37 protein-coding genes are annotated in these 18,901 nt (G+C 64.1%); all 37 read right to left on the bottom strand.

The annotated features are described in order from the left end of the window. Positions 1-13: 13 nt before the first annotated feature. The 37 genes from NKH36_RS16770 to NKH36_RS16590 all read right to left on the bottom strand — a co-directional run bounded on the left by NKH36_RS16770 (position 14) and on the right by NKH36_RS16590 (position 18,900). Entirely contained in the window at positions 14-388 is a 375-nt protein-coding gene (locus NKH36_RS16770) for a hypothetical protein (protein WP_352960769.1), read from the bottom strand. Positions 389-440: 52 nt separating this feature from the next. Further along, a complete protein-coding gene (locus NKH36_RS16765) occupies positions 441-1,364 on the bottom strand; it encodes a phage tail tube protein (RefSeq protein WP_352960768.1) in 924 nt (307 codons plus the stop codon). A gap of 3 nt (positions 1,365-1,367) precedes the next feature. Next, positions 1,368-1,550 (bottom strand): hypothetical protein, encoded by a 183-nt coding sequence (locus NKH36_RS16760; protein ID WP_352960767.1) that lies wholly within the window; start codon positions 1,548-1,550, stop codon positions 1,368-1,370. A gap of 1 nt (position 1,551) precedes the next feature. Further along, positions 1,552-1,989 carry a phage tail terminator protein gene (locus tag NKH36_RS16755; protein ID WP_352963372.1) on the bottom strand — a complete coding sequence of 146 codons (438 nt, stop codon included), beginning with the start codon at positions 1,987-1,989 and terminating at the stop codon, positions 1,552-1,554. Continuing rightward, positions 1,986-2,576: a phage virion morphogenesis protein gene (locus NKH36_RS16750; protein WP_352963369.1), complete on the bottom strand. Its 591-nt coding sequence runs from the start codon at positions 2,574-2,576 to the stop codon at positions 1,986-1,988. The genes NKH36_RS16755 and NKH36_RS16750 overlap by 4 nt, the downstream gene beginning before the upstream one ends. Beyond that, positions 2,576-3,007, bottom strand: coding sequence for a gp436 family protein (locus tag NKH36_RS16745; RefSeq protein WP_352963366.1), 432 nt, complete (start codon positions 3,005-3,007; stop codon positions 2,576-2,578). Before NKH36_RS16745 ends, NKH36_RS16750 begins: the two co-directional genes overlap by 1 nt. 10 nt (positions 3,008-3,017) lie before the next feature. Beyond that, positions 3,018-3,209, bottom strand: coding sequence for a hypothetical protein (locus NKH36_RS16740; RefSeq protein WP_352963363.1), 192 nt, complete (start codon positions 3,207-3,209; stop codon positions 3,018-3,020). A 23-nt stretch (positions 3,210-3,232) separates the two neighbouring features. Then, positions 3,233-3,718: an HI1506-related protein gene (locus NKH36_RS16735; protein WP_352963360.1), complete on the bottom strand. Its 486-nt coding sequence runs from the start codon at positions 3,716-3,718 to the stop codon at positions 3,233-3,235. A gap of 98 nt (positions 3,719-3,816) precedes the next feature. Next, complete coding sequence (locus NKH36_RS16730; RefSeq protein ID WP_352963358.1) at positions 3,817-4,137, bottom strand: hypothetical protein; 321 nt, start codon at positions 4,135-4,137, stop codon at positions 3,817-3,819. A gap of 110 nt (positions 4,138-4,247) precedes the next feature. After that, positions 4,248-5,141, bottom strand: coding sequence for a Mu-like prophage major head subunit gpT family protein (locus NKH36_RS16725; protein WP_352453348.1), 894 nt, complete (start codon positions 5,139-5,141; stop codon positions 4,248-4,250). Between the two features lie 14 nt (positions 5,142-5,155). Beyond that, positions 5,156-5,890, bottom strand: coding sequence for a hypothetical protein (locus NKH36_RS16720; RefSeq protein WP_352963356.1), 735 nt, complete (start codon positions 5,888-5,890; stop codon positions 5,156-5,158). After that, positions 5,890-7,044 carry a phage protease gene (locus tag NKH36_RS16715; RefSeq protein ID WP_352963354.1) on the bottom strand — a complete coding sequence of 385 codons (1,155 nt, stop codon included), beginning with the start codon at positions 7,042-7,044 and terminating at the stop codon, positions 5,890-5,892. The genes NKH36_RS16720 and NKH36_RS16715 overlap by 1 nt, the downstream gene beginning before the upstream one ends. A 298-nt stretch (positions 7,045-7,342) precedes the next feature. Next, positions 7,343-8,143, bottom strand: a complete 801-nt coding sequence (locus NKH36_RS16710) for a phage head morphogenesis protein (protein ID WP_352963351.1) — start codon at positions 8,141-8,143, stop codon at positions 7,343-7,345. Positions 8,144-8,147: 4 nt separating this feature from the next. Next, positions 8,148-8,300, bottom strand: coding sequence for a hypothetical protein (locus NKH36_RS16705; RefSeq protein WP_352963348.1), 153 nt, complete (start codon positions 8,298-8,300; stop codon positions 8,148-8,150). Positions 8,301-8,311: 11 nt separating this feature from the next. Beyond that, on the bottom strand, positions 8,312-9,883 hold the full coding sequence (locus tag NKH36_RS16700; protein ID WP_352963346.1) for a DUF935 domain-containing protein: 1,572 nt from the start codon (positions 9,881-9,883) through the stop codon (positions 8,312-8,314). Further along, positions 9,883-11,565 carry a terminase large subunit domain-containing protein gene (locus tag NKH36_RS16695; RefSeq protein WP_352963344.1) on the bottom strand — a complete coding sequence of 561 codons (1,683 nt, stop codon included), beginning with the start codon at positions 11,563-11,565 and terminating at the stop codon, positions 9,883-9,885. Before NKH36_RS16695 ends, NKH36_RS16700 begins: the two co-directional genes overlap by 1 nt. Beyond that, a complete protein-coding gene (locus NKH36_RS16690; RefSeq protein ID WP_352963341.1) occupies positions 11,562-11,789 on the bottom strand; it encodes a hypothetical protein in 228 nt (75 codons plus the stop codon). The genes NKH36_RS16695 and NKH36_RS16690 overlap by 4 nt, the downstream gene beginning before the upstream one ends. Further along, positions 11,786-12,100 carry a hypothetical protein gene (locus NKH36_RS16685; protein WP_352963338.1) on the bottom strand — a complete coding sequence of 105 codons (315 nt, stop codon included), beginning with the start codon at positions 12,098-12,100 and terminating at the stop codon, positions 11,786-11,788. The genes NKH36_RS16690 and NKH36_RS16685 overlap by 4 nt, the downstream gene beginning before the upstream one ends. Next, the gene (locus NKH36_RS16680) at positions 12,097-12,291 is read right to left on the bottom strand and encodes a hypothetical protein (RefSeq protein WP_352571305.1); all 195 of its coding nucleotides are present in this window, start codon (positions 12,289-12,291) and stop codon (positions 12,097-12,099) included. The genes NKH36_RS16685 and NKH36_RS16680 overlap by 4 nt, the downstream gene beginning before the upstream one ends. Continuing rightward, on the bottom strand, positions 12,288-12,497 hold the full coding sequence (locus tag NKH36_RS16675; protein WP_352571304.1) for a hypothetical protein: 210 nt from the start codon (positions 12,495-12,497) through the stop codon (positions 12,288-12,290). Before NKH36_RS16675 ends, NKH36_RS16680 begins: the two co-directional genes overlap by 4 nt. Then, a complete protein-coding gene (locus tag NKH36_RS16670; protein WP_352571303.1) occupies positions 12,494-12,712 on the bottom strand; it encodes a PH domain-containing protein in 219 nt (72 codons plus the stop codon). The genes NKH36_RS16675 and NKH36_RS16670 overlap by 4 nt, the downstream gene beginning before the upstream one ends. Continuing rightward, positions 12,709-13,302, bottom strand: coding sequence for a DUF3486 family protein (locus NKH36_RS16665; RefSeq protein ID WP_352963334.1), 594 nt, complete (start codon positions 13,300-13,302; stop codon positions 12,709-12,711). Before NKH36_RS16665 ends, NKH36_RS16670 begins: the two co-directional genes overlap by 4 nt. 1 nt (position 13,303) lies before the next feature. After that, positions 13,304-13,603, bottom strand: a complete 300-nt coding sequence (locus tag NKH36_RS16660) for a VpaChn25_0724 family phage protein (protein WP_292672625.1) — start codon at positions 13,601-13,603, stop codon at positions 13,304-13,306. After that, positions 13,600-13,965: a DUF2730 family protein gene (locus tag NKH36_RS16655; protein WP_292672623.1), complete on the bottom strand. Its 366-nt coding sequence runs from the start codon at positions 13,963-13,965 to the stop codon at positions 13,600-13,602. The genes NKH36_RS16660 and NKH36_RS16655 overlap by 4 nt, the downstream gene beginning before the upstream one ends. Further along, entirely contained in the window at positions 13,965-14,201 is a 237-nt protein-coding gene (locus NKH36_RS16650; RefSeq protein ID WP_352963330.1) for a TraR/DksA C4-type zinc finger protein, read from the bottom strand. The genes NKH36_RS16655 and NKH36_RS16650 overlap by 1 nt, the downstream gene beginning before the upstream one ends. Beyond that, positions 14,198-14,491: a hypothetical protein gene (locus NKH36_RS16645; RefSeq protein ID WP_352963327.1), complete on the bottom strand. Its 294-nt coding sequence runs from the start codon at positions 14,489-14,491 to the stop codon at positions 14,198-14,200. Before NKH36_RS16645 ends, NKH36_RS16650 begins: the two co-directional genes overlap by 4 nt. Next, on the bottom strand, positions 14,469-14,888 hold the full coding sequence (locus NKH36_RS16640; RefSeq protein ID WP_352963325.1) for a hypothetical protein: 420 nt from the start codon (positions 14,886-14,888) through the stop codon (positions 14,469-14,471). Before NKH36_RS16640 ends, NKH36_RS16645 begins: the two co-directional genes overlap by 23 nt. A 103-nt stretch (positions 14,889-14,991) precedes the next feature. Continuing rightward, positions 14,992-15,279 carry a hypothetical protein gene (locus NKH36_RS16635; RefSeq protein ID WP_292672615.1) on the bottom strand — a complete coding sequence of 96 codons (288 nt, stop codon included), beginning with the start codon at positions 15,277-15,279 and terminating at the stop codon, positions 14,992-14,994. After that, positions 15,279-15,800 (bottom strand): peptidoglycan recognition protein family protein, encoded by a 522-nt coding sequence (locus tag NKH36_RS16630; RefSeq protein ID WP_352963323.1) that lies wholly within the window; start codon positions 15,798-15,800, stop codon positions 15,279-15,281. The genes NKH36_RS16635 and NKH36_RS16630 overlap by 1 nt, the downstream gene beginning before the upstream one ends. Positions 15,801-15,904: 104 nt before the next feature. Continuing rightward, the gene (locus NKH36_RS16625; protein ID WP_352963320.1) at positions 15,905-16,279 is read right to left on the bottom strand and encodes a hypothetical protein; all 375 of its coding nucleotides are present in this window, start codon (positions 16,277-16,279) and stop codon (positions 15,905-15,907) included. Further along, positions 16,276-16,521 carry a hypothetical protein gene (locus NKH36_RS16620; protein WP_287093177.1) on the bottom strand — a complete coding sequence of 82 codons (246 nt, stop codon included), beginning with the start codon at positions 16,519-16,521 and terminating at the stop codon, positions 16,276-16,278. The genes NKH36_RS16625 and NKH36_RS16620 overlap by 4 nt, the downstream gene beginning before the upstream one ends. Beyond that, entirely contained in the window at positions 16,518-16,958 is a 441-nt protein-coding gene (locus NKH36_RS16615; RefSeq protein ID WP_352963318.1) for an ASCH domain-containing protein, read from the bottom strand. The genes NKH36_RS16620 and NKH36_RS16615 overlap by 4 nt, the downstream gene beginning before the upstream one ends. Further along, positions 16,958-17,563 carry a phage protein GemA/Gp16 family protein gene (locus NKH36_RS16610; RefSeq protein WP_352963316.1) on the bottom strand — a complete coding sequence of 202 codons (606 nt, stop codon included), beginning with the start codon at positions 17,561-17,563 and terminating at the stop codon, positions 16,958-16,960. The genes NKH36_RS16615 and NKH36_RS16610 overlap by 1 nt, the downstream gene beginning before the upstream one ends. 21 nt (positions 17,564-17,584) lie before the next feature. Continuing rightward, positions 17,585-17,770 carry a hypothetical protein gene (locus NKH36_RS16605; RefSeq protein WP_292672600.1) on the bottom strand — a complete coding sequence of 62 codons (186 nt, stop codon included), beginning with the start codon at positions 17,768-17,770 and terminating at the stop codon, positions 17,585-17,587. A 262-nt stretch (positions 17,771-18,032) separates the two neighbouring features. Beyond that, positions 18,033-18,299 (bottom strand): hypothetical protein, encoded by a 267-nt coding sequence (locus NKH36_RS16600; RefSeq protein ID WP_292672598.1) that lies wholly within the window; start codon positions 18,297-18,299, stop codon positions 18,033-18,035. After that, a complete protein-coding gene (locus tag NKH36_RS16595) occupies positions 18,296-18,640 on the bottom strand; it encodes a hypothetical protein (protein ID WP_352963314.1) in 345 nt (114 codons plus the stop codon). The genes NKH36_RS16600 and NKH36_RS16595 overlap by 4 nt, the downstream gene beginning before the upstream one ends. Continuing rightward, a complete protein-coding gene (locus tag NKH36_RS16590; RefSeq protein WP_287093171.1) occupies positions 18,640-18,900 on the bottom strand; it encodes a hypothetical protein in 261 nt (86 codons plus the stop codon). The genes NKH36_RS16595 and NKH36_RS16590 overlap by 1 nt, the downstream gene beginning before the upstream one ends. Position 18,901: the final 1 nt, after the last annotated feature.

Raw genomic sequence — 18,901 nt, 5'->3', positions numbered from 1 at the left:
CGCGCGGCCTCTTTCAGTTTCCCTTTCGGGCCGCAGGGCTGGCGAGCGAACTGGCGTAGGCGTTGTAGAGACCGACCCGGTACCAGGTGTCCTGGAGCGCCTGGCGCAGCAGCTCCTCGCTGAATTCGACCGGGTTCTTGTCGTCGTCGATGACGTCGCGCCAGTTGCGGCTGGCTTTGATGAGCAGGTCGTGCTCGTGCGCCCGCTTGTCTTCTGCCGTCGACAGCGCCTCGATTTCCTTGTTGAGCGCCTTCGCCTCGTCCTCGCTGACGCCGACGAACTCATGCATGTAGCTCTGGACCTGCCACTTGCCTGGATTGACCGGGTCGGGACGCTCGATCTTGACCGGCCACCAGTAGCGATATTCCTTGGTGAGAACGAATTTCATGGGGCACTTCCTGCGGGTTTGAACGGCGGTTTAAAGGGCGTTGAAGCCGCCCCTATTTGACGGTGATCTTCAGCTCTTTAGTGCCGAGGCTGGTCAGCATCAGCGGCAGCGAATAGTTGCGGATGTTGTCGCTCTGGCCCTCGGAGGGCCGGCCGATCTGGACGGCGTCGCTGTCGATCGCCACCGTGTTACCGGCGACCGTGCCATGGGTCAGCGCCAGCGCCCCCTTGGTGTGGGCTCGTGCGATCGCGAACCAATCCTTTGTCGCAAGCGACTGCGCCTTGACGACGGCGGTGCCGGTCACTGAACGGTCGGTGATCTCGATGCTCTCCTCGCCGATCAGGTGGCGCGGCACGACCTGTGAGCCGGTGTCAATGTTGAGGCTCTCGGCGATCGCGGTCCAGCCATGCAGCGCCATCACGGTGTTGGCTTTGGAGACCACCACCGGGTCGATCCACATCGTCTTGGTGACGACGGGCAAGGCTTCGTCGGTGATCGTGCCTAGGAGGCCTTTCATCGAGAATTGGAAGCGCGGGATGCGTTTAGGCGTGAAGCCGAGCGAGACGCTGCCGCGCATGCCGAGGAGCACATGCTTGACCCCGTCGGAGTTGTAGTAGAGCCCGCTGCTCTCGAAGGCGTCGTGGATCAGATCATACTGGACGTCCACGCCGGCCGAGATCACCTGGGCAAAGCCGCAGGAGCGCAGCAGCGGGCCATAGGCCGGCGCCGTGCCGAGCGCGCCGGCCCCGGCGATCTCGACCGAGAAGTTGAACTGGCCATAGTCGCCGGTCAGCAAGACGCCCTGATGTCCGAGGAATGGCTGCATCAGATTGCGCGCCTCCTCGTCACCGGCTAGCGGGGTGAAGGCCGCGTCGCTGAGTTGGATATAGTTGGCGGCTCCGGTCGGCACGGCGTCGACGCCGTAAGTGGCGTCCAATTTGATAAGCGCGGAAAGCTTTTTCCAACGGCGGATCATGCTCTATTTCCCCTTCTTGGACGTGCTGGGCTCGATCGAGGATTGCTCCTCGGTGCCGGCCGGCTGGGCGGCTTCAGGCACGGTGCCGGGCGGCGGCGCGGGCTCGGTGCCCTCGACCCGTTCCAGGCTGCCGTCCTTGTTCCGGATGTAGGCGCCGCCGGCGATCGGCGTTTCGATCTTGGCCATGTCAGGTTTTCTCCACGAGGTAGTAGCCAGCGCCGAACAGCTCGCGCTGCCAGACGTGGCCGTTCTTGGCTTTGAGAAGGTTCGACGAGATGTGCTCGACAACGTCGGCATTGTTGACGCTGGTCGGTTCGAAACCGATCAAGGCGCCGCGTACCGCGTCCTTGAGGATTTCGATGTCGTCGGCAGCGGCCCCGCCGGTGCCATCGGAGACGTTGCGGGTGACGATGATGACGGCGACATCAGCCTCGGTGCGCTGCAGCACGTTGCCCGTCATGCGCTCGTTTTCACCGCTGTGCTCTTCCTCGACCAGGACGAACGCGGCCGGCGTCGTCTTCGGTTCGCCGTTGAGCGAAGCCCAGGCGGCGGCGCCTGCAACCAGCCGGAAGAGCGGCGGGTCGATATCGCGCAGGCGCTGCTGGAATTCGGACGAGAGCGTCATGGCTGCGGGCCCGACTGGCTGTCGGCCTCGGCCCGGAACGTATCCTCGGCGATGCGCAGGATCTCGGCCTGGTCATCCTCGTCGACATAGAGGTACGGTCGCGCCGGAATGGTGATGCTGTGCGCGCCGATCGAGACCCGGACAGTTTCCTTGCGTTTGCGTGAGGCCTTGACGAAGCGCCGGCCGCGATTGGTTTTGCCGAAGTGGAGATCCTGCTCGCGCGCCGGGATCTTCACCGCGCCGCCGAGCTGCTGGATGGCGGCGTAAATCAGGTTGGTCCCGACCGCCGCTTCAGTGTCGGTCGCTTCGCCGGTGATCGAGCTGTAGAGCCGGTTGGTGACGCGCAGCATGTGGCCGTAGCCGCGCTGGCCGCGCCCGATGCGCTTGGCGGCCGTGCGCGGGCTGAGCCGCTGCCACTTACCGGCCGGGCCGGTCTCGCGCTCGAAATGCCGCTGGGTCGAGGTGACCAGGTATGCGGCGATCGCCGACATGATCGTCCTGGGATGTTCGGCCAGGCGCTCGATGCGATCGAGTGTCGCCAGCACGGCCTGGTCGACGAGGCGGATCTGGATGCCTTCGGTCGCCATCAGAAGCCCCGCAGCTTGTCGCGGGTGAAGACGCGGTTCGGCGCACTGGTCTTGATGGCGCCGCCGCCGGCCTGTTCGGGGGTCTCGCCCTCCTCCTCGATCAGGACGAGACCCTTCGAAACGTCCTTCAGCCAGGAGATCGCGGCGGCGAAGTTGCGCGAGACGATACTGTCCTTGTCGGCCGCCTCGCCATGCAGATAGTAGCGCGCGAGATCCGCAGCGACCTTGACCAGGACCGGAGGCACGACGCTAAGCGGCAACTTGAACTGCTTGCCGATATAGCCGTCGATGACGCCGTCGGCGTCGGCGAGGGCCCGGCCGACCACGACATCGTCGATTGTCGATGGCGGCATGTTGGTCCGGTCCGTGAGCTGGATCAGCTCGGTGGCACCGAAGCGGTCGACCAGGTCCTGTTTGACGGCGTAGGTCATAAGGCGGCGGCTACTCCGCGACCTTTTCGCCGAGATATTCCTCGGTCACGTCAAAGCTGTTTGCCTTGCCATGATAGAGCGTGAAGTACTTCTCCTCCTGAGGATTGACCTGAACCGGCTCGCCATTCGGCTTGCCGTCGACGATGTGTTGCACCGCCGCCCGGTAGTTGCCGTTCACGTGGACTTTGACCGTCGTCGTCATGTTTGCGTTTCCCTAGTTGCTCGTTAGAAAAGTTCGATTGTGAGGTTCGGCTCGGCGAAAAGGGCCTCCAGCTGCTCGGGGCCTTTGAACGCTTCCATGCGGTGCTCGACCGGCGCCTTGGAGTGGGCGATGCCGGCACGGCGGAACCCGTCGACCTTCGACCGGATGCGAACGCCGCTCGGCACATCTCCGTCGGCATTGGCTGCCTGCCAGGCGTCGATCACGGCGGCCAGGCGCGGGAACTTGGAGCGGAACTCGTTCTCTGCCGTGCCGAGGCGCTTGTCCAAGTCCTCCAGGGTGAGCGACTCGGCGGAGCCGGCCGCATTGCCGGCTCCGCCCTGGCCCTCACTCTCCGGGGGTTTATCGGTGAAGCTGTTCTCCGTCGCTGCCCCCAGCGACGGAGCGGCCGGTGCCAACACGGTGGCGCCGGCTTCAGGCGAAGCATTGGCCGCGACATTCTGATCCGCGACTACTGACTTCGCATTGCGGGTTCTCGGGGCTTTCGCCATCGTTCAATCCTCGTTTCCGGGTCTTTGAAAAGGAGCCTTCGCGGCTGCTTTTCGAAAACCCGCCGGCCGAAGCCGGCGGTGCGAATTCGGGCAGGCGGTCAGCCGGGCGTTCGTCGATACGGTTCGGACAGGCGCCACGGGTCATGGAAGACGAGACGCCGATCGGCGCGGCGGCGGCTCCACCATCTGTCGGCAGCGGCAACGAGGGCGATCACCAGGAGCGTGACGGCGAGCAGCGCGAGGGCGAGCACGGCGATCCTCATGACACCGGCGACGACGACGGCCGTCAGCATGTCGTCGGCGGTCGACGCGGTGTAGACGGCAGCCGACTGGCTCTCCGCTATCGACGGCACGATCCACAGAGCGCTGACGGATGCGAAGGCGAGACAGGCGAGTAGAAGAGGGCGGAAAAGCTTCATCGGATTTCCTCTTTAGGGTCTTGCGGAAGGAGCCGGGCTCGGCTGCTTCCGAAAAACCCGCCGGCACCCGTTGGGCGGTGCCGGCAGGCCAAAGGTGCGATCGGCTTCGATCAGCCGAGCAGCGGGACCTTCACGACTTCCGCCGCCTTGAACCAGATGTTGCTGTCGCCGCCGTTGATCAGCATGGTTTCGACGATCTGCTTGGCATCGGCTTCGAGCGAGGGCGGGACGATCAGCTTGGTCGGATTGATGTTGATGACCTGGCCGTTCTTCTTGCGGATCGCTGCCATGGCCTCTCGCGCCGCCTGGAAGTTGGCGGGGGTCAGGGTTGCCTTGGACATGTGGGCGAGCTGCCACAGGCCGAAGCCAGCATTGCAGCGGCCGTCGACGCCATACATGAACTGACCCTTCATGAAGACGTTGGTGTCGGTCTCGCGGTCCATCGGCACAAGCCTGAAGGCCTTGCGCTTCTGGAACACCATCGGCTTGATCACCCGGGTGTCGTCGACCAGGTACCAGGCTGGGCCGGCACCGGCGGTGAAGTTCGAGACCGAGGTCTCCGCACCGTTCTCGTCGAAGCCGGGATGGTCGGTGTCGAAGAAGTTCTGGCCATCGTAGCAAAGGGTGGCGTCGCCCGCCTTCCAGAGTGGCCAGACGAGCTGGTCAGGAAATTCGGCCGCATCCTGGCCCATCTGGCTGGCGATGGTCGTGTAGAAGCCGAACTGGTCATCCTCGATCGATGAGCGCTTGACGCCGATCGTGCCCTCGAACTCCTTGTTGCGGACGATGTAGGTCTGTGCCGACAGATCGTGGACGAGGCGATCGCCGACCCATTCGCGGATGCCCGGCAGATCGTCCATGCGCGGATACTCGTTCATAGCCGTGCTCGAAGGCACGTCCATGGCGACCGTCTTGTAGAGGGTCGTGGTGGTTTCGAGCCGCGCGTTGAACGCGGTGCTGAGCCCCGTGTAGACGCTGCGCAGCGTGGAAGCATTAATGTCCATCTGAAGCTTTTCTCCTACTGCGCGATTTCGGCGACGACGGTCGCCGGAGTTGCGGTTGCGTTGGTGCCGCCGACCGTGAAGCTGATCACGTCGCCGGGATTGACCGAGTTCAGGGCGGTCGGAACCGCCGTGTCGACATCGCCAGCGGCCGAGCCGGCCTGGGTGATGGTGATGACGCCGGTGGTCACCGGCACGCCGTTGATGGCGCAGGTGATCGTGGCGTCGCCGGTGGTCAGCACGCCGTCGATGACACTGCGCAGACGGGTGATGCGGCCCTTGACCGAAGCGACCGTCCTGGTGACGCCGGCGCCGACCAGCGTCGCGATGCGGGTGGCCAGAGGGATCAGCACCTTTTCCGCTACCGGAATGTCGATCCAAGTGCGGCCGTCGCTGATGCCGGCAACCGTGCCGACCAGGAGCCGACCGCCGGAGCCGTCAAAGCTCAGCGTCTCATCGTCGACCGCATAGACCGGTCGGCCGATATCGACCTCGTCGGCGGCGAAGATGAAGCCGAAGCAGCCGCGAAGCGCCTCGACATTCAGATCGCCGGCAGCCCCGTCGCGGTTGTCGACGTTGCCTTCAGCGAGGCCGACGATCGAGACGGCGTTGGCGGTGCCGGCCGGGACCGCCATGCCCGTCGCAAGGAGCGCGACCAGCGTCTTGCGATAGATGCGGGTGGCGGCATTGACCGGGTAACCGAAACGGTCGCCGGAGCGAGCCGGGATTTCGAGATCCTTGGACGCGACCATCAGACGGTTTCCTTATTGAGCTTGAGGGTCTCGGCGAATTTCTTCGGATCGAGGCCCATGGCGTTGCAGACGGCGATGTCGGCATCCGACAGGCCTGCGTCGCCGTCCGGCTTCTTGGACGTGCGGATCTGCGAGGCTGTCATCACCGGCGCGTTGCCGACGAAGGTGTCGAAGGCCTTGAGATCGGCCTTGGCGTAGCCGAGCGCCCATTCCTTCTGAGCCGGCGCGATCTTGCCGGCCTCGATCGCGCTGTTGACTGCCTCGGTCGCCTTGTCGGCGGTCAGATCCTCGCGCAGCTTCTTCAGGTCACCCTGGAGTTCGGTGACCATCGCGATCGGAACGAACTTGGTCGGGTCCACCTTGCCGGCGATCGCCGACTGGACCGCCGTGACGATGTCGTCGGGCTTGGCGTCGGCCGCCAGGCCAGCGGCGGCGGCGAGCTTCGTCCGATCAGAGACGATGGAATTGACCGCCGTCAGGATCTCGGCCTGATTGGCCGTCTCGGCTAGACCGGCGGCCTTGGCGATCGCCTTGCTGCTGGTCTGCATGGTGTTAATGGCAGCGACGACGCTGTCTTCGGTCGTGCCTTTGGCAAGGCCAAGGGCTGCAAGGATTTTTTCCATGCTGTCTCCGGTTGGGTTGTTGAGGGGAAAAAGGGCACTCGCCGCGACCGCGACCAGGTCGAGGTTCGGCGTGTTGGTCAGGCCGGCCATGCGGATGGCGAGCACGCGGCCGGTGGTCTTGTCGTGGAAGAAGACGGGCGACAGGTACCGGTACTCACTGGCCTTGATCGCGGTGGCCGCTGCCGCAGTCCATTCGACGCGGCCCCAAATGCCGTCGTCGCGCGCCTGCAGCTCCTTGATCCAGCCGGCGGCTTTCGCTGTTCCGCCAACACCCGGCACGGCGCCAAAGACAGCCTGGTGGTCATAGTCGATGACGAGGTCGGTCGAGCCGGCGTAGCGCTGGGTGTTGGCGACGATGGTTTCCATCGACGCCTTGTCGCCGGTCACCCACGGACCCTGGCCGGTGCGCCCGGAAAAAGTCCCGGCCGGCGTCAGCTGCACCCACGAACCATTCGCATCCGCCGGCGTCAGGGCCGTGGAATGCGAAGCGACCAGGGCGGCCGAAAGAAGTGCGGCAAGTGCGTTTTGCATCGCCGGACATTGGCCCGGCAGACGCCTTCAAATCATGCCCGCCATGGCGGGCGGTGGTCTAACCTTGGGAGAGCGAACTGGCGGGACCGATGGTGGCAGGTCTGCCGCCGAATTCGCAAGGCAACGGTAGCCGAGCGAGGGGCAACCGGCAAGGCTGCGTTACGATCACCTCGTTCAGGGGTCAGATAGCCCCTAAAATCGGTTTTGAACGGGTCTACAGCGCCAAACGGCGCTTCGCGCACCAGTGCCACGCCCCACTGGCCTCCTGTGCGGCTGTGCGGCGATCCTGTGGGGACGGTCAGGATGGAGGTGGGAGCCAGTCGGACGCCCCGGACTTTCGCGCCAGATCCTGCTCGACGACAGACAGGTAGCCGGCCTTTCCGGGATTGTAAGCCCAGCCCGGATCGATGCCATCCGGAACGGTCGTGACCTCGCCGGTGCGGTTGTTGACGAACTTGCGCATCGTGCCGGATACCGGCTCGAATTTCAGAACCTCGCCCTCACGCTGCAACCGATCGATGTCGCGCTGCGAGAGGCTCTGCAGAGTGCAATGACAGTTCCAGCCGTTCGGGCATGCATGGGTGTTCCACCAGGGATGGTCGACCGGCAGCACCGTGTTGTGCCAGAGCGCATGAAGAGGGCGCGGATGCTCCTGGCCTTCCAGATGGACATAGCGGAGGAACGGCCGCGTGGCCTTGTTGCGTTCGAAGGATGACCAGTGGCCGGCGGCATAGCTCACGCGCATGTTCACATCGAAGATCGTCGTGAGGCGCCTGACGCTGCCGAGCTGCGACCAGCGGGTTTCGCCGGAGAGCGGATCGAAGGCCGGCTGCTGACCCCACCAACCCTTTGTCTGAAGCAGCGGCGTCAGTTCGGCCGCGAACTGGCGGAAGGTCTTGCCCTCGGACAGCGCGACCAGCAGCGCCTTATAGATTTCGTCCAGGATGTCGAAGCCCGCCGACTTCGCTACCGTGAAGCTGCGGGCATGCACGTCCTGCCATGTGTCGAGCCAGGAGAATTCGGGATCGAGCCTCTGGCCGCGCGCAAACAGCGCCGCGATTGCGTCGACTGGCGGGAGTGGCTTCAGATCGGCGGCCACAGGCTCAACCGATCCTGCCCGACCACCATAGCGCCGCGAGCATCCAGATCACGATCATGGCGGCGCTGTATGCCATGCCGTGCCCATTTCGGCGTTTGGAGTTGATGAAAAAGCCAAGCAGGGCGAGGAACGAACAGAGCGCGGAAAAATAGACCATCGGAGTTCCTTTCAGAGCGTGTCGTCAACTTGGCCTGCGAGCTGGGCTGCAAAGGCCGATCGGGCGAGCAGCTCGGTCAACGCGGCGGCGTCAAGCCCGGCGAAGCGCTTGGACAGCAGCGCCTTCACATCGGCAACGGAGCTGGCGGCCGCGATCTCGGCGTCGAGGCCGGCGACGATCGGCGAGACCAGCGGCTCCCAATCGGTCAGCATGGCGTCGGTCGAGCGCTCGATCGCGTCACGGTTGCCGGTGCCCGCGGTGGAGTGGACCGTCTGTTCGGTCTTGCCGGGTTTCGGCAATGGCCGGTCTTCGGGCGGGTCGACCGGCGGCGGCTCCTTGGGAGCGCCGAGCAGCTCCTCGTCATCAGCCGGGTCCGGAATGCCGATGCGATCGCGCATCGTCGACATGCCGACCTTCAGGCCGAGCGGGACGAGCTTGGCCACGTTGTTGACCAGGGCGGTGATGTCAATCTGCTCCGGCCGCCCGATCAAGATCCTCGGATACTTCTTCTGCGGGCCGTGGTTCAGATCGACGAGCGGGCGCACGAGGTCCCGATTAAGCGTGCCGGCGAGTTGGCGGGCGTCGGCCTTCTCGATATCCTCCCGCACCCCATCATGGGTCTTGCCGACCGCGTGGCCGCCCGCGATCGCGTCCGTGGTCGCTGTCTGGCCGAGCACGACCTTGGACGTTTGCTGGTCGAGCCAGTCGGCGCGCTCCTTATAGAGTCCATGCGACCCCGAAATATCGGCCTTGATGAACTCGACCGCCATCGACGCCGGGACTATGGCGGCATAGTCGACGCCGATGTTGCTCACCGCCTCGAGCAGGATTTGCTTGTCCTTCTCGGACGCGCCGGCATCGTATTTGCCGAGCCGGAGCGGCTGGCCATAGGCCTCGCAGAAGATCGCCCAATCCTTGATGGTGAAGCTCTTGAACAAAAACGTCCAGGCGACAGCGCGGGCAATGCCGCCCCGGATCGGCAGGCCGGATTTGACCTTCGCCGAGTGGTAGATCCACTGATACGGGTTGAGCGGGACGTTCTGGCCCGCGTCGCGCAGCAGTGGCGTTTCCCCGTCGACCTGGTCGAAGACAAACCACCGCGGGTCGCGCCACGCGAGCCGTTTCGGGTACCACATGCTTTCCGAGGTGTCCCACAGGATCTCGGTGCAGGAGAAGCCCTTGCCGACCGCATCTTGGATGTCGAACAGCTCGTCCTCGAAGCCGTCTCGCTCGATGACTTCACGCACCAGGTCGGCATGCTCGACACTGGCGGCATCCTCGCCGGCCGCTTCGACGGTGATGTCTAGGCCGGAAACCTGCCGCTTGCGGACGCCAAGCACACCGGCATAGTGCGGATCGCGCTCCTCCATGTCTTCAGCCAGGGCGAGGTAACTCTCGGGATCGTTGTCGATCGACGCCCGCAAGATGCCGGCCAGCCGGCCGGGGGTGAGGCCAGCCGCCGGGTGAAGAGCGTCATGACGGCGTACGCCACTGCCGGTCGGCGCGGCTTGCTCGACCTTGAGGGCGGCTTTGGCGATCGGGCGGCCGTAGCGGTCGATGATCCCTTTGAATTCTTCAGCCATCAGAAAATCCCACGGTTGCGGCGGGCGAACGCCATGCGGAAGCCGCCCTCGATGTCATCGGCCCGATTGCGCCATGCGCCCTCCGAGCTTTCTTCGAAGCGGCTCTTGGCGATCGCTGCCGGCACATAGTCGTATTCGTGCCACTGCATGCGGCTGGCGAAGTAGGCCAGGACGAGCGCGACCGCGAAATCACCGTGCCGCTTGGCGCCGGCCACGCCGACGCGCTCGGGCGGAATTGACGGAATGCCCCGGATGATCTTGACCAGGCGAAGATCCACCGCGTGCTCGGCGTCCCTGGTCAACGCGATATTGGCGTCTTCAAACGCCGTTTTAAGGGGCGGGAAATTCTCGTTGTACCAGTTCTGGCTGAGCGTGATCTGCCAGACAAGGCCGCCCGGTGTCTTCTCGGTGTGCAGGCCGAACGCGCGGCCGAGATCCTCGGCCAAGTTCATGCCGAGGCCCGTTGCATCGATCGCCGCGCCGCAGAGCCGTGGCGATCCCTTCAGCATCAGCGTGGCGATTTCCTTCTGTTCCTGGAAGGGCACGTTGCGCAACTCGACGGTGAGCGCCGCCTGGCGGCGCAGCACCTTGTCGATCGACAGCAGAGACATGATCGCCGGGTCGGCCTTTCGGGCCGGATCGTAGCCGAAGGCGTGCTGGCGGTTTTCGTCAAGGCCGTCGACCGCTTTCTTGATCGCGTCCAGGTGCGGCGCCATCAAATGCCGCCGCTCCAGCTCCGGACGATGCAGGAAGTCGAGCGGCAGATCGATGCGGATGACCGGCGCCTCTTCGGGCGTCAGCGTCATGCGCGCTTCGATGAGCGGACTGGTCAGCCACGCGCCGGAGCCCATGGACGGAACGCAGAAGAGCTCCTCGTCGGCGCCGTCGCCATAGAAGTCGATGATGTCCTGGCGCCACTGTGCCTCGGCCTCGGGCGACCATTCGCGGCCGGTAACCAGGCAGATGCGCTCGTAAAGCCCTTCCAGCAGCGCCTGGTCGAAATCGATCTTGAGATGGCTGTACTTCGATCGGCCGCCGAGGATGTCCTGGACCTGGACGTTGAATTCGTTGTCGGCGCCGTTGTGGGTCGAACAGACGACGACCTGGCCGCCCCACATCAGGTTGGCCAGCGCCGCTTTCAGCAGCTCCTTCAGGCTGTCGACGAATGCCGCCTCGTCGATGATGACCAGGCCCTGCTTGCCGCGGAGGGTGCGCGGCGCCGACGACAAGGCCAGGATCTCAAAGCCGGATGCGAACTGGATGCGGAAGGCCTTGATCTGCCGCGTCTCTTCCGGGTGTGCCGGGTCCGTGTCGTCGAACAGGAACTCTTCCTGGGCGACAGCCGCGTGCGTGAACGCCCGAGCCCACATGGCACAGGCGTCGATGAACTCCCGCGTCATCTCCTGCGAGTAGGAGATGTACATGGCGTCCATGCCGCCGGCATCCTTGGCGCGGCCGGCGCGCAGCACAGCATAGGAGGCCAGCGCCCAGGTCTCGCCGATGCGCCGGCTCTTCTCGATGAACAGCACGCGGACGGCCGTGCTTTCGAGCAGCGAGACCGTGCGGCCCTGGTAGCCGAGCAACACCTTGGGCAGCCCGACGCTCTCGATGACATGGTCGAGGTTCGCCATGCTCTCGCGGCGAACCCTTTCCCATTCCTCTTTGGAGATCGGGCCGGTCATGAGATGCCCCGGTTAAAGAGATCGACAAGCGCATCCGCAACACGGTTTGACTCCCGCGTGAGAATGGCGACAAGCAAGTCACGCTGATAGGGATGCAGCGGCGCAACGATCTGGCCGCCAATATTGGGGCGAAGCGACGAAAGATCAGAAGCGAGGTCGCGGCATGTCACGACTTTCGCCCATGAATCCTTCTCGCCTTCATAGTTGAAGATCGGGCCGGTCATTCGGTCGGCTCCGGCCAGATGATGGTCACCGCTCCATGAATTGTTCGGCGCGCTATGACCTGGTCGAGTATCTCCCCATCAGGCAACACGACGTTCGCCAGAAGCGGCAGCCCGTTTTCGCCGAGCACTTCGACCCGGACGTATCCATACCCATCGGTGCCGGAAAACGCCTCACAGATGTTCCGGTCGCAGACCTTGCCATCAAGGATGACGATCGGCAGCGTCTTCGATCGGTTGCGCCAGAAATCGACATCGTTGCGATCGCCGGAAACCCGCGTGGCGCGCCGAGCTGGGAGTGTGGCGGTGATCATGCGCCAGTCGCTTTCTCAAAGGCCTTGGTCACCTTCTGAATGCAGGCGTCGAGCCGGCGGATGTATTCGTCTACGCCGATCCAGGCCGGTTTACCGCGCTGCCTTTCGGCGGCCTCCATCTCACGCCGCAAGGCGTTGTTGAGGCAGGACGCCTCGTCGGTCGACAGCTCGAGGCGGATCGTGTTGCTCAATGCAGGCCTCCTTCAGACCTGTCCGACCAGGCGAAGTTGAAGGTGTGAACCAGAAGCTCGGCGTTGGCGGGATGGTTGTCGCCGGTCGTGCCGCCGATCGGGATGCCGTTGCCGTCGAAAATGACCGTGGTCGTGCCGCTGTCGCCCGGCGCAGTCGATAGCGGCAAGGCAATTTTGGCGACCTTCTGCCGGGCACGGTCGTTCATGTCGAGCCGATCCCGTCATAGACCTCTTCAACCGTTGCCAGCGCTGAACGGAGCTGGCGGAGGTAAGCGTCGGTCATTTCCTTGTCGGCCGGCGCGACGGGATAGCCGACAACGGTCATGCGGCGCTCGACGTTGGCGATCTCATGCGTGAGCAGGCCTTGCAAACAGCCGAAGTCGTACGCCGAGAATGTGACTGTCACGGTCGGTTTGGTCATGATGCCCTCACACCAAGGATCTGCGCCTTGATCGCCTCGGCCGTATCAGCCGACATGCCCTTGGCCTTGGCCACCGTATCGACGGCCTTCTCGACATCGGCCTTGAATTCCTTTGCCACCTTGGTCCGGCGATCGCTGGAAACGCTCTGCGCCTGGGTCGCCATCTTCAGCGCCGTGGCGAGCTGCATGGTGCCGATCGGCGCCAGCCCGCTTTCGCCGGCGTCGGTCAGCAGCTCGAACACCAGCGTCTTGATCGCCTCGGCTGCAATCAGCGTCAGATCGTCAGAGCTTTGCGCATCGAACCGCTTGGAGATGGTGGCAGCGATCTCGCGGGTGTCTTCCAGCCGGCGCGTCATCATCGCCAGCTTTATCGAATAGCGGTTGAACGCCGAGAATGAGGGGATGACGAATTCCAGCTCGCCTTTGTGCTCAGCCTGAAGGGCCTGCATCTTCAGGAAGAATTCCTCGTAGATCTCGCTCTGCGTACGATCGCGGTCCTGCAGGGCGGTGGCCGCCCACGTGATGATCGGGCCGCACTCCTCGGGCAGGCGCTCGATCGCCGAAAGCTGACCACGGCCTTTGCGCGCCATGTCAGGCCTCCGGCGAGGGTCGGGCCACGCCTTCGATGATCGCGCGGCGTTCCACATGGTCGACGCCGGCGCGCGTGATGGCCGCGACCATGAAGGTGCCGACCTCAGTCACCTTCACCGCGCCCAACTCGTCGAGCTTGCGCAGTTGCGTGCGGACCCACTCTCGCGAGCGGTTGTGACCGAATGTGTCGAGCGTCTTCGTCAGCAGCGCCTCGTTGAGGCGACCGTCGGTCTGCTTGTTCAGTTCCCGCAGGATGACCAGCCGGGCATCGTAGGTCAGGTAGGCGTCGAAATCGGTCATTCGCTCTTCGATCCTGATAGCAAGAAGTTCTCCATGCGGTGGACGGTGCGGGCGATGCCATTGACCACCTCGGCCTGCTTGCCCGCATCGCCCTTGATCTCGGACACCGCGAGCCGCAGATCCATGAAAGCCGTCGCATCGGGCAGATGCTTCATTTCGCTTTCGATCGACTGGATGCGAGCGCCATGGCCGTCCAGCGTCTTCTCCAGCTCGGCATAGCGTTCGCCGGTCTCTTTCTTGTGCGTCGACAGATCGGTAGCCGTCTTCTTGGCGCCGGATGTCACCAAGGTGAACACCGTCGTTCCCAGCGATAGGATTGTGGAGATGGCGACCAGCCAGGGCATCAAGGGCGTAATGTCCATCAGGCTCGTCTCCGGCTCTGTCGTTCGATGAAGGTTTCGCAGTCGATGCACCTGGTGCAGTTCGGGACCGCGTGACGCCGGGCATCCGGGATACGCTCGCCGCAGTCGCAGAACGGCGAAACCTCGACGGCGGCGTATTGCTCCCGGATCGCCGCCTGGATGCGAGCGACGCCGGCGGCACACTCCTGCTCGACGCGCCGCTCGGCCAAGTCGATGGCTGCGTTGCCGGCCGTCATTTCGGCTCCCTCGCGGCCTTGCGCTCGTCATACCAGCCGGCGCAACCGTCGATCTGGTCGTTGGCATTGCCCAAGGCGATATCAGCCTTCTTGTTGGCAACGCCGAGCTTATCGCCGAGCTTGATGCCGCTGCGGTGGTGGCGGCGGCACTCCGAAGGATAGTCGGGCATGCGCCGCGCTTCCGCGACCGCGCGATCGGCTTGCGTCAACGCCTCTACGACTACGCTGGCCTTTGCCTTGTCGGCATAGGCTTTGCCCAGGGCGGCCTTATCGGTTGTGCAGGCTGTCAAGCAGCTGCTGATCAACAAGGCCGTCAACGCGGGCTTGAAGCACGGCGAGTTCATCTTCCGCTTTCCTTTTTTCGGTGTCGGTAAGTGTGAGCGTGGTTTCCAGGTGGACGCGGGCCGCCCGTTCATCAGTCGCCATCTTGCTGGCCTCGTCGGCCTTGCCGTCGCTCCAGGCGCGCAGCCGACGCTGTTCGACCAGCTCGGCATTGAGCGCGTCTAGCCTGGCACCGGCCACGAGTTCCGTCACGGCCTTGTCGACCGCCTGGCGCACGGCCGAGGCTTTGTCGAAGCAGAGCCAGATCCCGGCGGCGAGAAAGAACCACACCGGCAGCGTGATGCCGAACGTCAGCACCGGCAGCACCCATCTCTTCAAGAAGAGGCCGATCGCTGCGCCGCTCATTGCGCCAACCACCACCAAAGCAGAACCACGCTCACCAGGACGAACACCGCCCCGGTGCCCGATGCCGAGCCCACGAAGCTTGACCAGAAGATGCGCGGATCAATCATTGTACGTTCGCCTCGCTGAACGGCTCGGCTGGCTCGCCGCCGTCTGTCACTGACAAAGATGTGGGGGACTGTCCGGCCACCATGGCGCGGACGATCTGCCTCAGATCCATATGGCCGATGCCCATGTAGGCGCCGCTCACTGCCAGGATGAGGCCGATCGCCGTCGCAGCAACGTAAGCGGCCTGCGCATAGACGATCGAGGCAAACACCGCCGCCCAGGCCAAGGCGCAGTTGGCGATGACCAAGCCTTTCGAGAAACGGCGGCTCTTCTGGACAAGCGGCATCAAAGTTTCGCTTTCACCTCGGCCCGGAAGCGGTCGCCGCACTCGCGCGCCGTGTCGAAAGCGGGATCGAACGGCAGCTTGGCGATGTCCCATTTGCCGCGCTGCTGAATGCCGAGGTTGGCCTGGACTTCCGCATGCGAAAGCACGGTCTTTGGCCCTACGGGGATTGTGTAGCGGCGGCAAAGTTCAGCGACGACCGTGGAGGCGGCATCCCACTGAGCCTTCGTAAGGGGCTGCGAACCGGCTTTAAACGGCCGCTCGATCGCGCCCGCCATCGCGCACATTGAGACGCCGATCGAGCCGGTATTGCAGTTCAGCGTGTGCGCGGCATAGCCGGCCTTTGCCCTGGGCAGCGAATTGAGGTCGATCGACGGAATGCCACGGATCAGCTTGCCGTCGTCCTCGATCAGTAGATGATAGTGTTTCCGGTCGAAATCGGTCGCCTTGTGGGCGCCGGCCGTCCAGTGAAGGATCACCCGCTGAATGGTCGCGTCTGGCAGCCAGCCGCCGGGGATGGTCATCGTAGAGCCCGCCTGTGAAATCGGCCGGGAGATGCCCCGGCCATTTCGCAACACCATGCCTTTGGCGGCAGGCGGCAATCATGCCCGCCATGGCGGGCGGTCTGTCAGTTGCTGGAGAAGAGGTCGATTTGGCGCGGGTCGCAGCTGCCCTTGGCGGGCTTGGCCGGCATTCGGCTGAACAGCTTGTCCACGCCGGTTTCCGTCATCCCGAGGCGCCGGGCGATGTCGGCGTTTGAGTGACCGAGGCTGCGATAGTGCCGCGCGCGATGGTCTCGTGCAAGAGGCACTCGAAGATAGGTGCCGGAGTAGCGGTTGCCGAGCCTGTTGGCCGCTGCGGTGCCGAGCATCTTGGCAATGGCAGTCGTATCACCGGATCGCGGCACGTAGAGCCGCGTTCCGCCGAAGGCTTCGACCAGGCGAAGGAAATCATCCTTGCCCAAGAGGCCCAGCAGTTCAGCGGATCGCAGCTCGTCGCTCACGCAACCTCCAGCCGCAGGTTGCGCATGGTCGTGGTGAGCGTCTCGCGGTTCGGCCCATGCCAGATTAGGCAGAGCGTGTAGAGGCCGTTGCGGCAGCGGTAGAGGGCGGAGTGCTTCGTTAGCGTCCAGTCGCATCCCTTGGCTGCGGCAAGCGCGCTTGCCGCCAGTTCCGAGGCCGCCAATGTCTCGATCTTGGCGAAGTCGATCTTGACCCGCCCTGTGTGACGACGACGCATGCTCATGCTGGCTCCCATTCGATCAGCTTGCCTTCGAACAGACCCTGGCCATGCTCGGCATTCCAAAAGGCGCCCATATTCCAACGTGCAGAGCCGACGCGACCGATCTGCTTCATACGGCAGTCGCCAACATGCTCGATGCCGAAGCCGTCGGCGGCTGCGAAGGCCTCGATTTCGTCGCGATGGAGCGACCGGCCGTCAATGACGATCGAGGCGATGAACTCCTCCAGCAGCCATGTGGTGACGATGGCGATCGGCCGGACGCGGACGCAAATCGGGTCGGGATCGACAAGTTTGATGCAGTTGCGGGTCCGCATGCCCTGATAGAGCTGCACCAGCTCTCCCGGTCGGGCATGCCGCTTGCGATCGGCGCGCACGGTGTGCCGCTTGGTGAGACCCGAGACCTGCGGGCCGAACATCGCCTTGAAGCTATAGGCGACCATCAGCGCACCTTCCGGATCTGCTCGCCAAGCGCGTTCATGACCGCCGGCCAGTCACGGTCGGCCATCTGGTCGAGCGGCTTTGCGGTGTCCCAGACGAACTGGCGGAAGCCCTTCGGGTCGACGGCTTTCGCAACGCTCAGGCGGTGCCATTGGGCAAGTGCAATCTGTGCACCTGGAGACCGGAGCCATTCGGCCGTGTTGACGCTTTGGCTCCAGTCGACGCCGGCCTCTCGCGTCATCCAGGCTTTCAGCGCGTCGACAGCCTTGGCCGCGTCCTCGGCGTCGAGCAGGAACCGGGTGTGCTCGATGCCGGTTTGGCGCTTGACGAAGGAGAGCAGCGCGGCATCGTGCCGTTCGCGGACGATGCCGAGGTTCCAGGCGGCGATCCACAGCGCCTGGAGCTTCTTGGCGAATGGCCCTTGAAGGCCCTTTTCAGCCGGCTTGAAACCCTGCCGGCGCTGCTCAGTTACGATGAGCTGCAGCTCGCGGTCGTTCATCTGCCGCAGGCTGCGCTTACCCGTCACGCGATTGTAGAGATCGCGGGCGGTGTCCTCGTCCAGGCCGAGCTGTTTATTGGCGACGTGGATGGCGGCGATCGCGTTCATGACGCGACCCCGAACAAGCCATCATTGCTCGCGCCGCAGTGCCTCAGCGCAGTGCTTGATTTCGTCGGTGACGAGGCTAACCAGCATGAAGAGCTTTTCGCGCTGAACGTCTTGAGCCTTAGGGGCAGACGCGACCAGGTCGACGAGCCCCTCAAGCGCAAGAACGGCAGAATCCAGCCGATCAATCGGCTGCCAATTTCCAGACATATTTCCCCCCGAACGGGATTTCCGACCGCCCTGGTGGCCGGACAAACGCGGGTTGGAAGACCGCATGGAGACGGCAAGCCTTTCGGCTTCCCGCGCCGTCCGACCAGGACGCTCCATGTCGGGCTTCCAAACCCGGCTTCGCCTTTTTCGCGAAGCAGCCGGACGAGTGGCACGAAAAGCTGGAGGCACCAAGAGAAATTTTGGCCTGTCCAGCGGCTACCAGCGGGATGGTTAAGAGGTTCTACGAGAAGGTCCCCAGATTTCATTTCGCACCTCCGTAGTATGGCAGTGAGAGCATCGCCTCCCGTTCGATTGCGGGCGGCTCGGAGCGGCTGGCAGCCTTCTTTGAAGGGGTCTGTCGAGCTGCGGCCAGTTCGTTTTTTGCCTGAGCCAGTTCCTCAAGCAGAAAACCGAGTGCTCCAGGCTCACTGACCTCGATTTCGACCCTCACGATCGCCTTGGGTCCTTTGACGGTCGCACCATAGTCTCGGATGCGGGCGTACTGGGGGTTTAGCCAGATGGTGCTCATGGCGCCAATTCCTCAGCGTCGTCGAGCACGGCGTCGACAAGGTTGCCGAGCGCTATCGTCTCGACCAGTCGCCTGATCAGCGCGTCGACCGAGATGTCTCTCGCCCTGGCGTGAGGACGGAGGCGCTCACGCACGCCGATCGGGAACGAGCCGCAGCTCGGCCGGACGAAGTCGGGCGCCTTCTCACGATGCCGGCGTGCCGAGCATTCCAGGGCCGAGACCGTCTTGACGTCGACGCCGATCTGCCGGGCGATCCAGTCGCGCGTACGGCCCTCTTTGCGATAGGCCAAGACCGCCGCCGTGCGACTCTCATAGCCGAGTGTTTCTTTGCGGACGCCCATCATGCCCACCCCGAAAGGAACTTTTCCAGTGCGCCCGCGAGCTGGTTGCGGTCGCCGTCTGGATCGGGTTCATCGGAAAGGATCTCGGCCGCCAGCTTGGCCGCGTCGCAAAGCTTCTCCAGGGGCTCGACGTCAGGATGGAATTCCGAGTTCAGCCATTCGCCCTCGCGAGCGTATCGAAGCAACTCGGCGACGGCTTCGCTGGCCTGACTGGCTGCAGCAAGCGCGTGGGCCTGCTTTTCACTGAGCTGGGTCGCCATC

The organism is Mesorhizobium sp. M1312, from assembly GCF_040318115.1.
Taxonomy (GTDB): Bacteria; Pseudomonadota; Alphaproteobacteria; order Rhizobiales; family Rhizobiaceae; genus Mesorhizobium.
This window is presented reverse-complemented; position numbering and strand designations above follow the sequence as displayed.

Bases quoted from the DNA above. Each gene is read 5' to 3' on its own strand.
- NKH36_RS16640 (WP_352963325.1), bottom strand. From the start codon at position 14,888: ATGAGCGGCGCAGCGATCGGCCTCTTCTTGAAGAGATGGGTGCTGCCG.
- NKH36_RS16685 (WP_352963338.1), bottom strand. From the start codon at position 12,100: ATGATCACCGCCACACTCCCAGCTCGGCGCGCCACGCGGGTTTCCGGC.
- NKH36_RS16620 (WP_287093177.1), bottom strand. From the start codon at position 16,521: ATGAGCATGCGTCGTCGTCACACAGGGCGGGTCAAGATCGACTTCGCC.
- NKH36_RS16730 (WP_352963358.1), bottom strand. From the start codon at position 4,137: ATGAAGCTTTTCCGCCCTCTTCTACTCGCCTGTCTCGCCTTCGCATCC.
- NKH36_RS16750 (WP_352963369.1), bottom strand. From the start codon at position 2,576: ATGGCGACCGAAGGCATCCAGATCCGCCTCGTCGACCAGGCCGTGCTG.
- NKH36_RS16660 (WP_292672625.1), bottom strand. From the start codon at position 13,603: ATGACCGATTTCGACGCCTACCTGACCTACGATGCCCGGCTGGTCATC.
- NKH36_RS16665 (WP_352963334.1), bottom strand. From the start codon at position 13,302: ATGGCGCGCAAAGGCCGTGGTCAGCTTTCGGCGATCGAGCGCCTGCCC.
- NKH36_RS16740 (WP_352963363.1), bottom strand. From the start codon at position 3,209: ATGACGACGACGGTCAAAGTCCACGTGAACGGCAACTACCGGGCGGCG.
- NKH36_RS16725 (WP_352453348.1), bottom strand. From the start codon at position 5,141: ATGGACATTAATGCTTCCACGCTGCGCAGCGTCTACACGGGGCTCAGC.
- NKH36_RS16755 (WP_352963372.1), bottom strand. From the start codon at position 1,989: ATGACGCTCTCGTCCGAATTCCAGCAGCGCCTGCGCGATATCGACCCG.
- NKH36_RS16610 (WP_352963316.1), bottom strand. From the start codon at position 17,563: ATGAACGCGATCGCCGCCATCCACGTCGCCAATAAACAGCTCGGCCTG.
- NKH36_RS16765 (WP_352960768.1), bottom strand. From the start codon at position 1,364: ATGATCCGCCGTTGGAAAAAGCTTTCCGCGCTTATCAAATTGGACGCC.
- NKH36_RS16770 (WP_352960769.1), bottom strand. From the start codon at position 388: ATGAAATTCGTTCTCACCAAGGAATATCGCTACTGGTGGCCGGTCAAG.
- NKH36_RS16670 (WP_352571303.1), bottom strand. From the start codon at position 12,712: ATGACCAAACCGACCGTGACAGTCACATTCTCGGCGTACGACTTCGGC.
- NKH36_RS16745 (WP_352963366.1), bottom strand. From the start codon at position 3,007: ATGACCTACGCCGTCAAACAGGACCTGGTCGACCGCTTCGGTGCCACC.
- NKH36_RS16595 (WP_352963314.1), bottom strand. From the start codon at position 18,640: ATGGGCGTCCGCAAAGAAACACTCGGCTATGAGAGTCGCACGGCGGCG.
- NKH36_RS16655 (WP_292672623.1), bottom strand. From the start codon at position 13,965: ATGGACATTACGCCCTTGATGCCCTGGCTGGTCGCCATCTCCACAATC.
- NKH36_RS16675 (WP_352571304.1), bottom strand. From the start codon at position 12,497: ATGAACGACCGTGCCCGGCAGAAGGTCGCCAAAATTGCCTTGCCGCTA.
- NKH36_RS16590 (WP_287093171.1), bottom strand. From the start codon at position 18,900: ATGGCGACCCAGCTCAGTGAAAAGCAGGCCCACGCGCTTGCTGCAGCC.
- NKH36_RS16700 (WP_352963346.1), bottom strand. From the start codon at position 9,883: ATGGCTGAAGAATTCAAAGGGATCATCGACCGCTACGGCCGCCCGATC.
- NKH36_RS16715 (WP_352963354.1), bottom strand. From the start codon at position 7,044: ATGCAAAACGCACTTGCCGCACTTCTTTCGGCCGCCCTGGTCGCTTCG.
- NKH36_RS16760 (WP_352960767.1), bottom strand. From the start codon at position 1,550: ATGGCCAAGATCGAAACGCCGATCGCCGGCGGCGCCTACATCCGGAAC.
- NKH36_RS16605 (WP_292672600.1), bottom strand. From the start codon at position 17,770: ATGTCTGGAAATTGGCAGCCGATTGATCGGCTGGATTCTGCCGTTCTT.
- NKH36_RS16705 (WP_352963348.1), bottom strand. From the start codon at position 8,300: ATGGTCTATTTTTCCGCGCTCTGTTCGTTCCTCGCCCTGCTTGGCTTT.
- NKH36_RS16600 (WP_292672598.1), bottom strand. From the start codon at position 18,299: ATGAGCACCATCTGGCTAAACCCCCAGTACGCCCGCATCCGAGACTAT.
- NKH36_RS16615 (WP_352963318.1), bottom strand. From the start codon at position 16,958: ATGGTCGCCTATAGCTTCAAGGCGATGTTCGGCCCGCAGGTCTCGGGT.
- NKH36_RS16735 (WP_352963360.1), bottom strand. From the start codon at position 3,718: ATGGCGAAAGCCCCGAGAACCCGCAATGCGAAGTCAGTAGTCGCGGAT.
- NKH36_RS16650 (WP_352963330.1), bottom strand. From the start codon at position 14,201: ATGACGGCCGGCAACGCAGCCATCGACTTGGCCGAGCGGCGCGTCGAG.
- NKH36_RS16630 (WP_352963323.1), bottom strand. From the start codon at position 15,800: ATGACCATCCCCGGCGGCTGGCTGCCAGACGCGACCATTCAGCGGGTG.
- NKH36_RS16720 (WP_352963356.1), bottom strand. From the start codon at position 5,890: ATGGTCGCGTCCAAGGATCTCGAAATCCCGGCTCGCTCCGGCGACCGT.
- NKH36_RS16635 (WP_292672615.1), bottom strand. From the start codon at position 15,279: ATGCCGCTTGTCCAGAAGAGCCGCCGTTTCTCGAAAGGCTTGGTCATC.
- NKH36_RS16695 (WP_352963344.1), bottom strand. From the start codon at position 11,565: ATGACCGGCCCGATCTCCAAAGAGGAATGGGAAAGGGTTCGCCGCGAG.
- NKH36_RS16690 (WP_352963341.1), bottom strand. From the start codon at position 11,789: ATGACCGGCCCGATCTTCAACTATGAAGGCGAGAAGGATTCATGGGCG.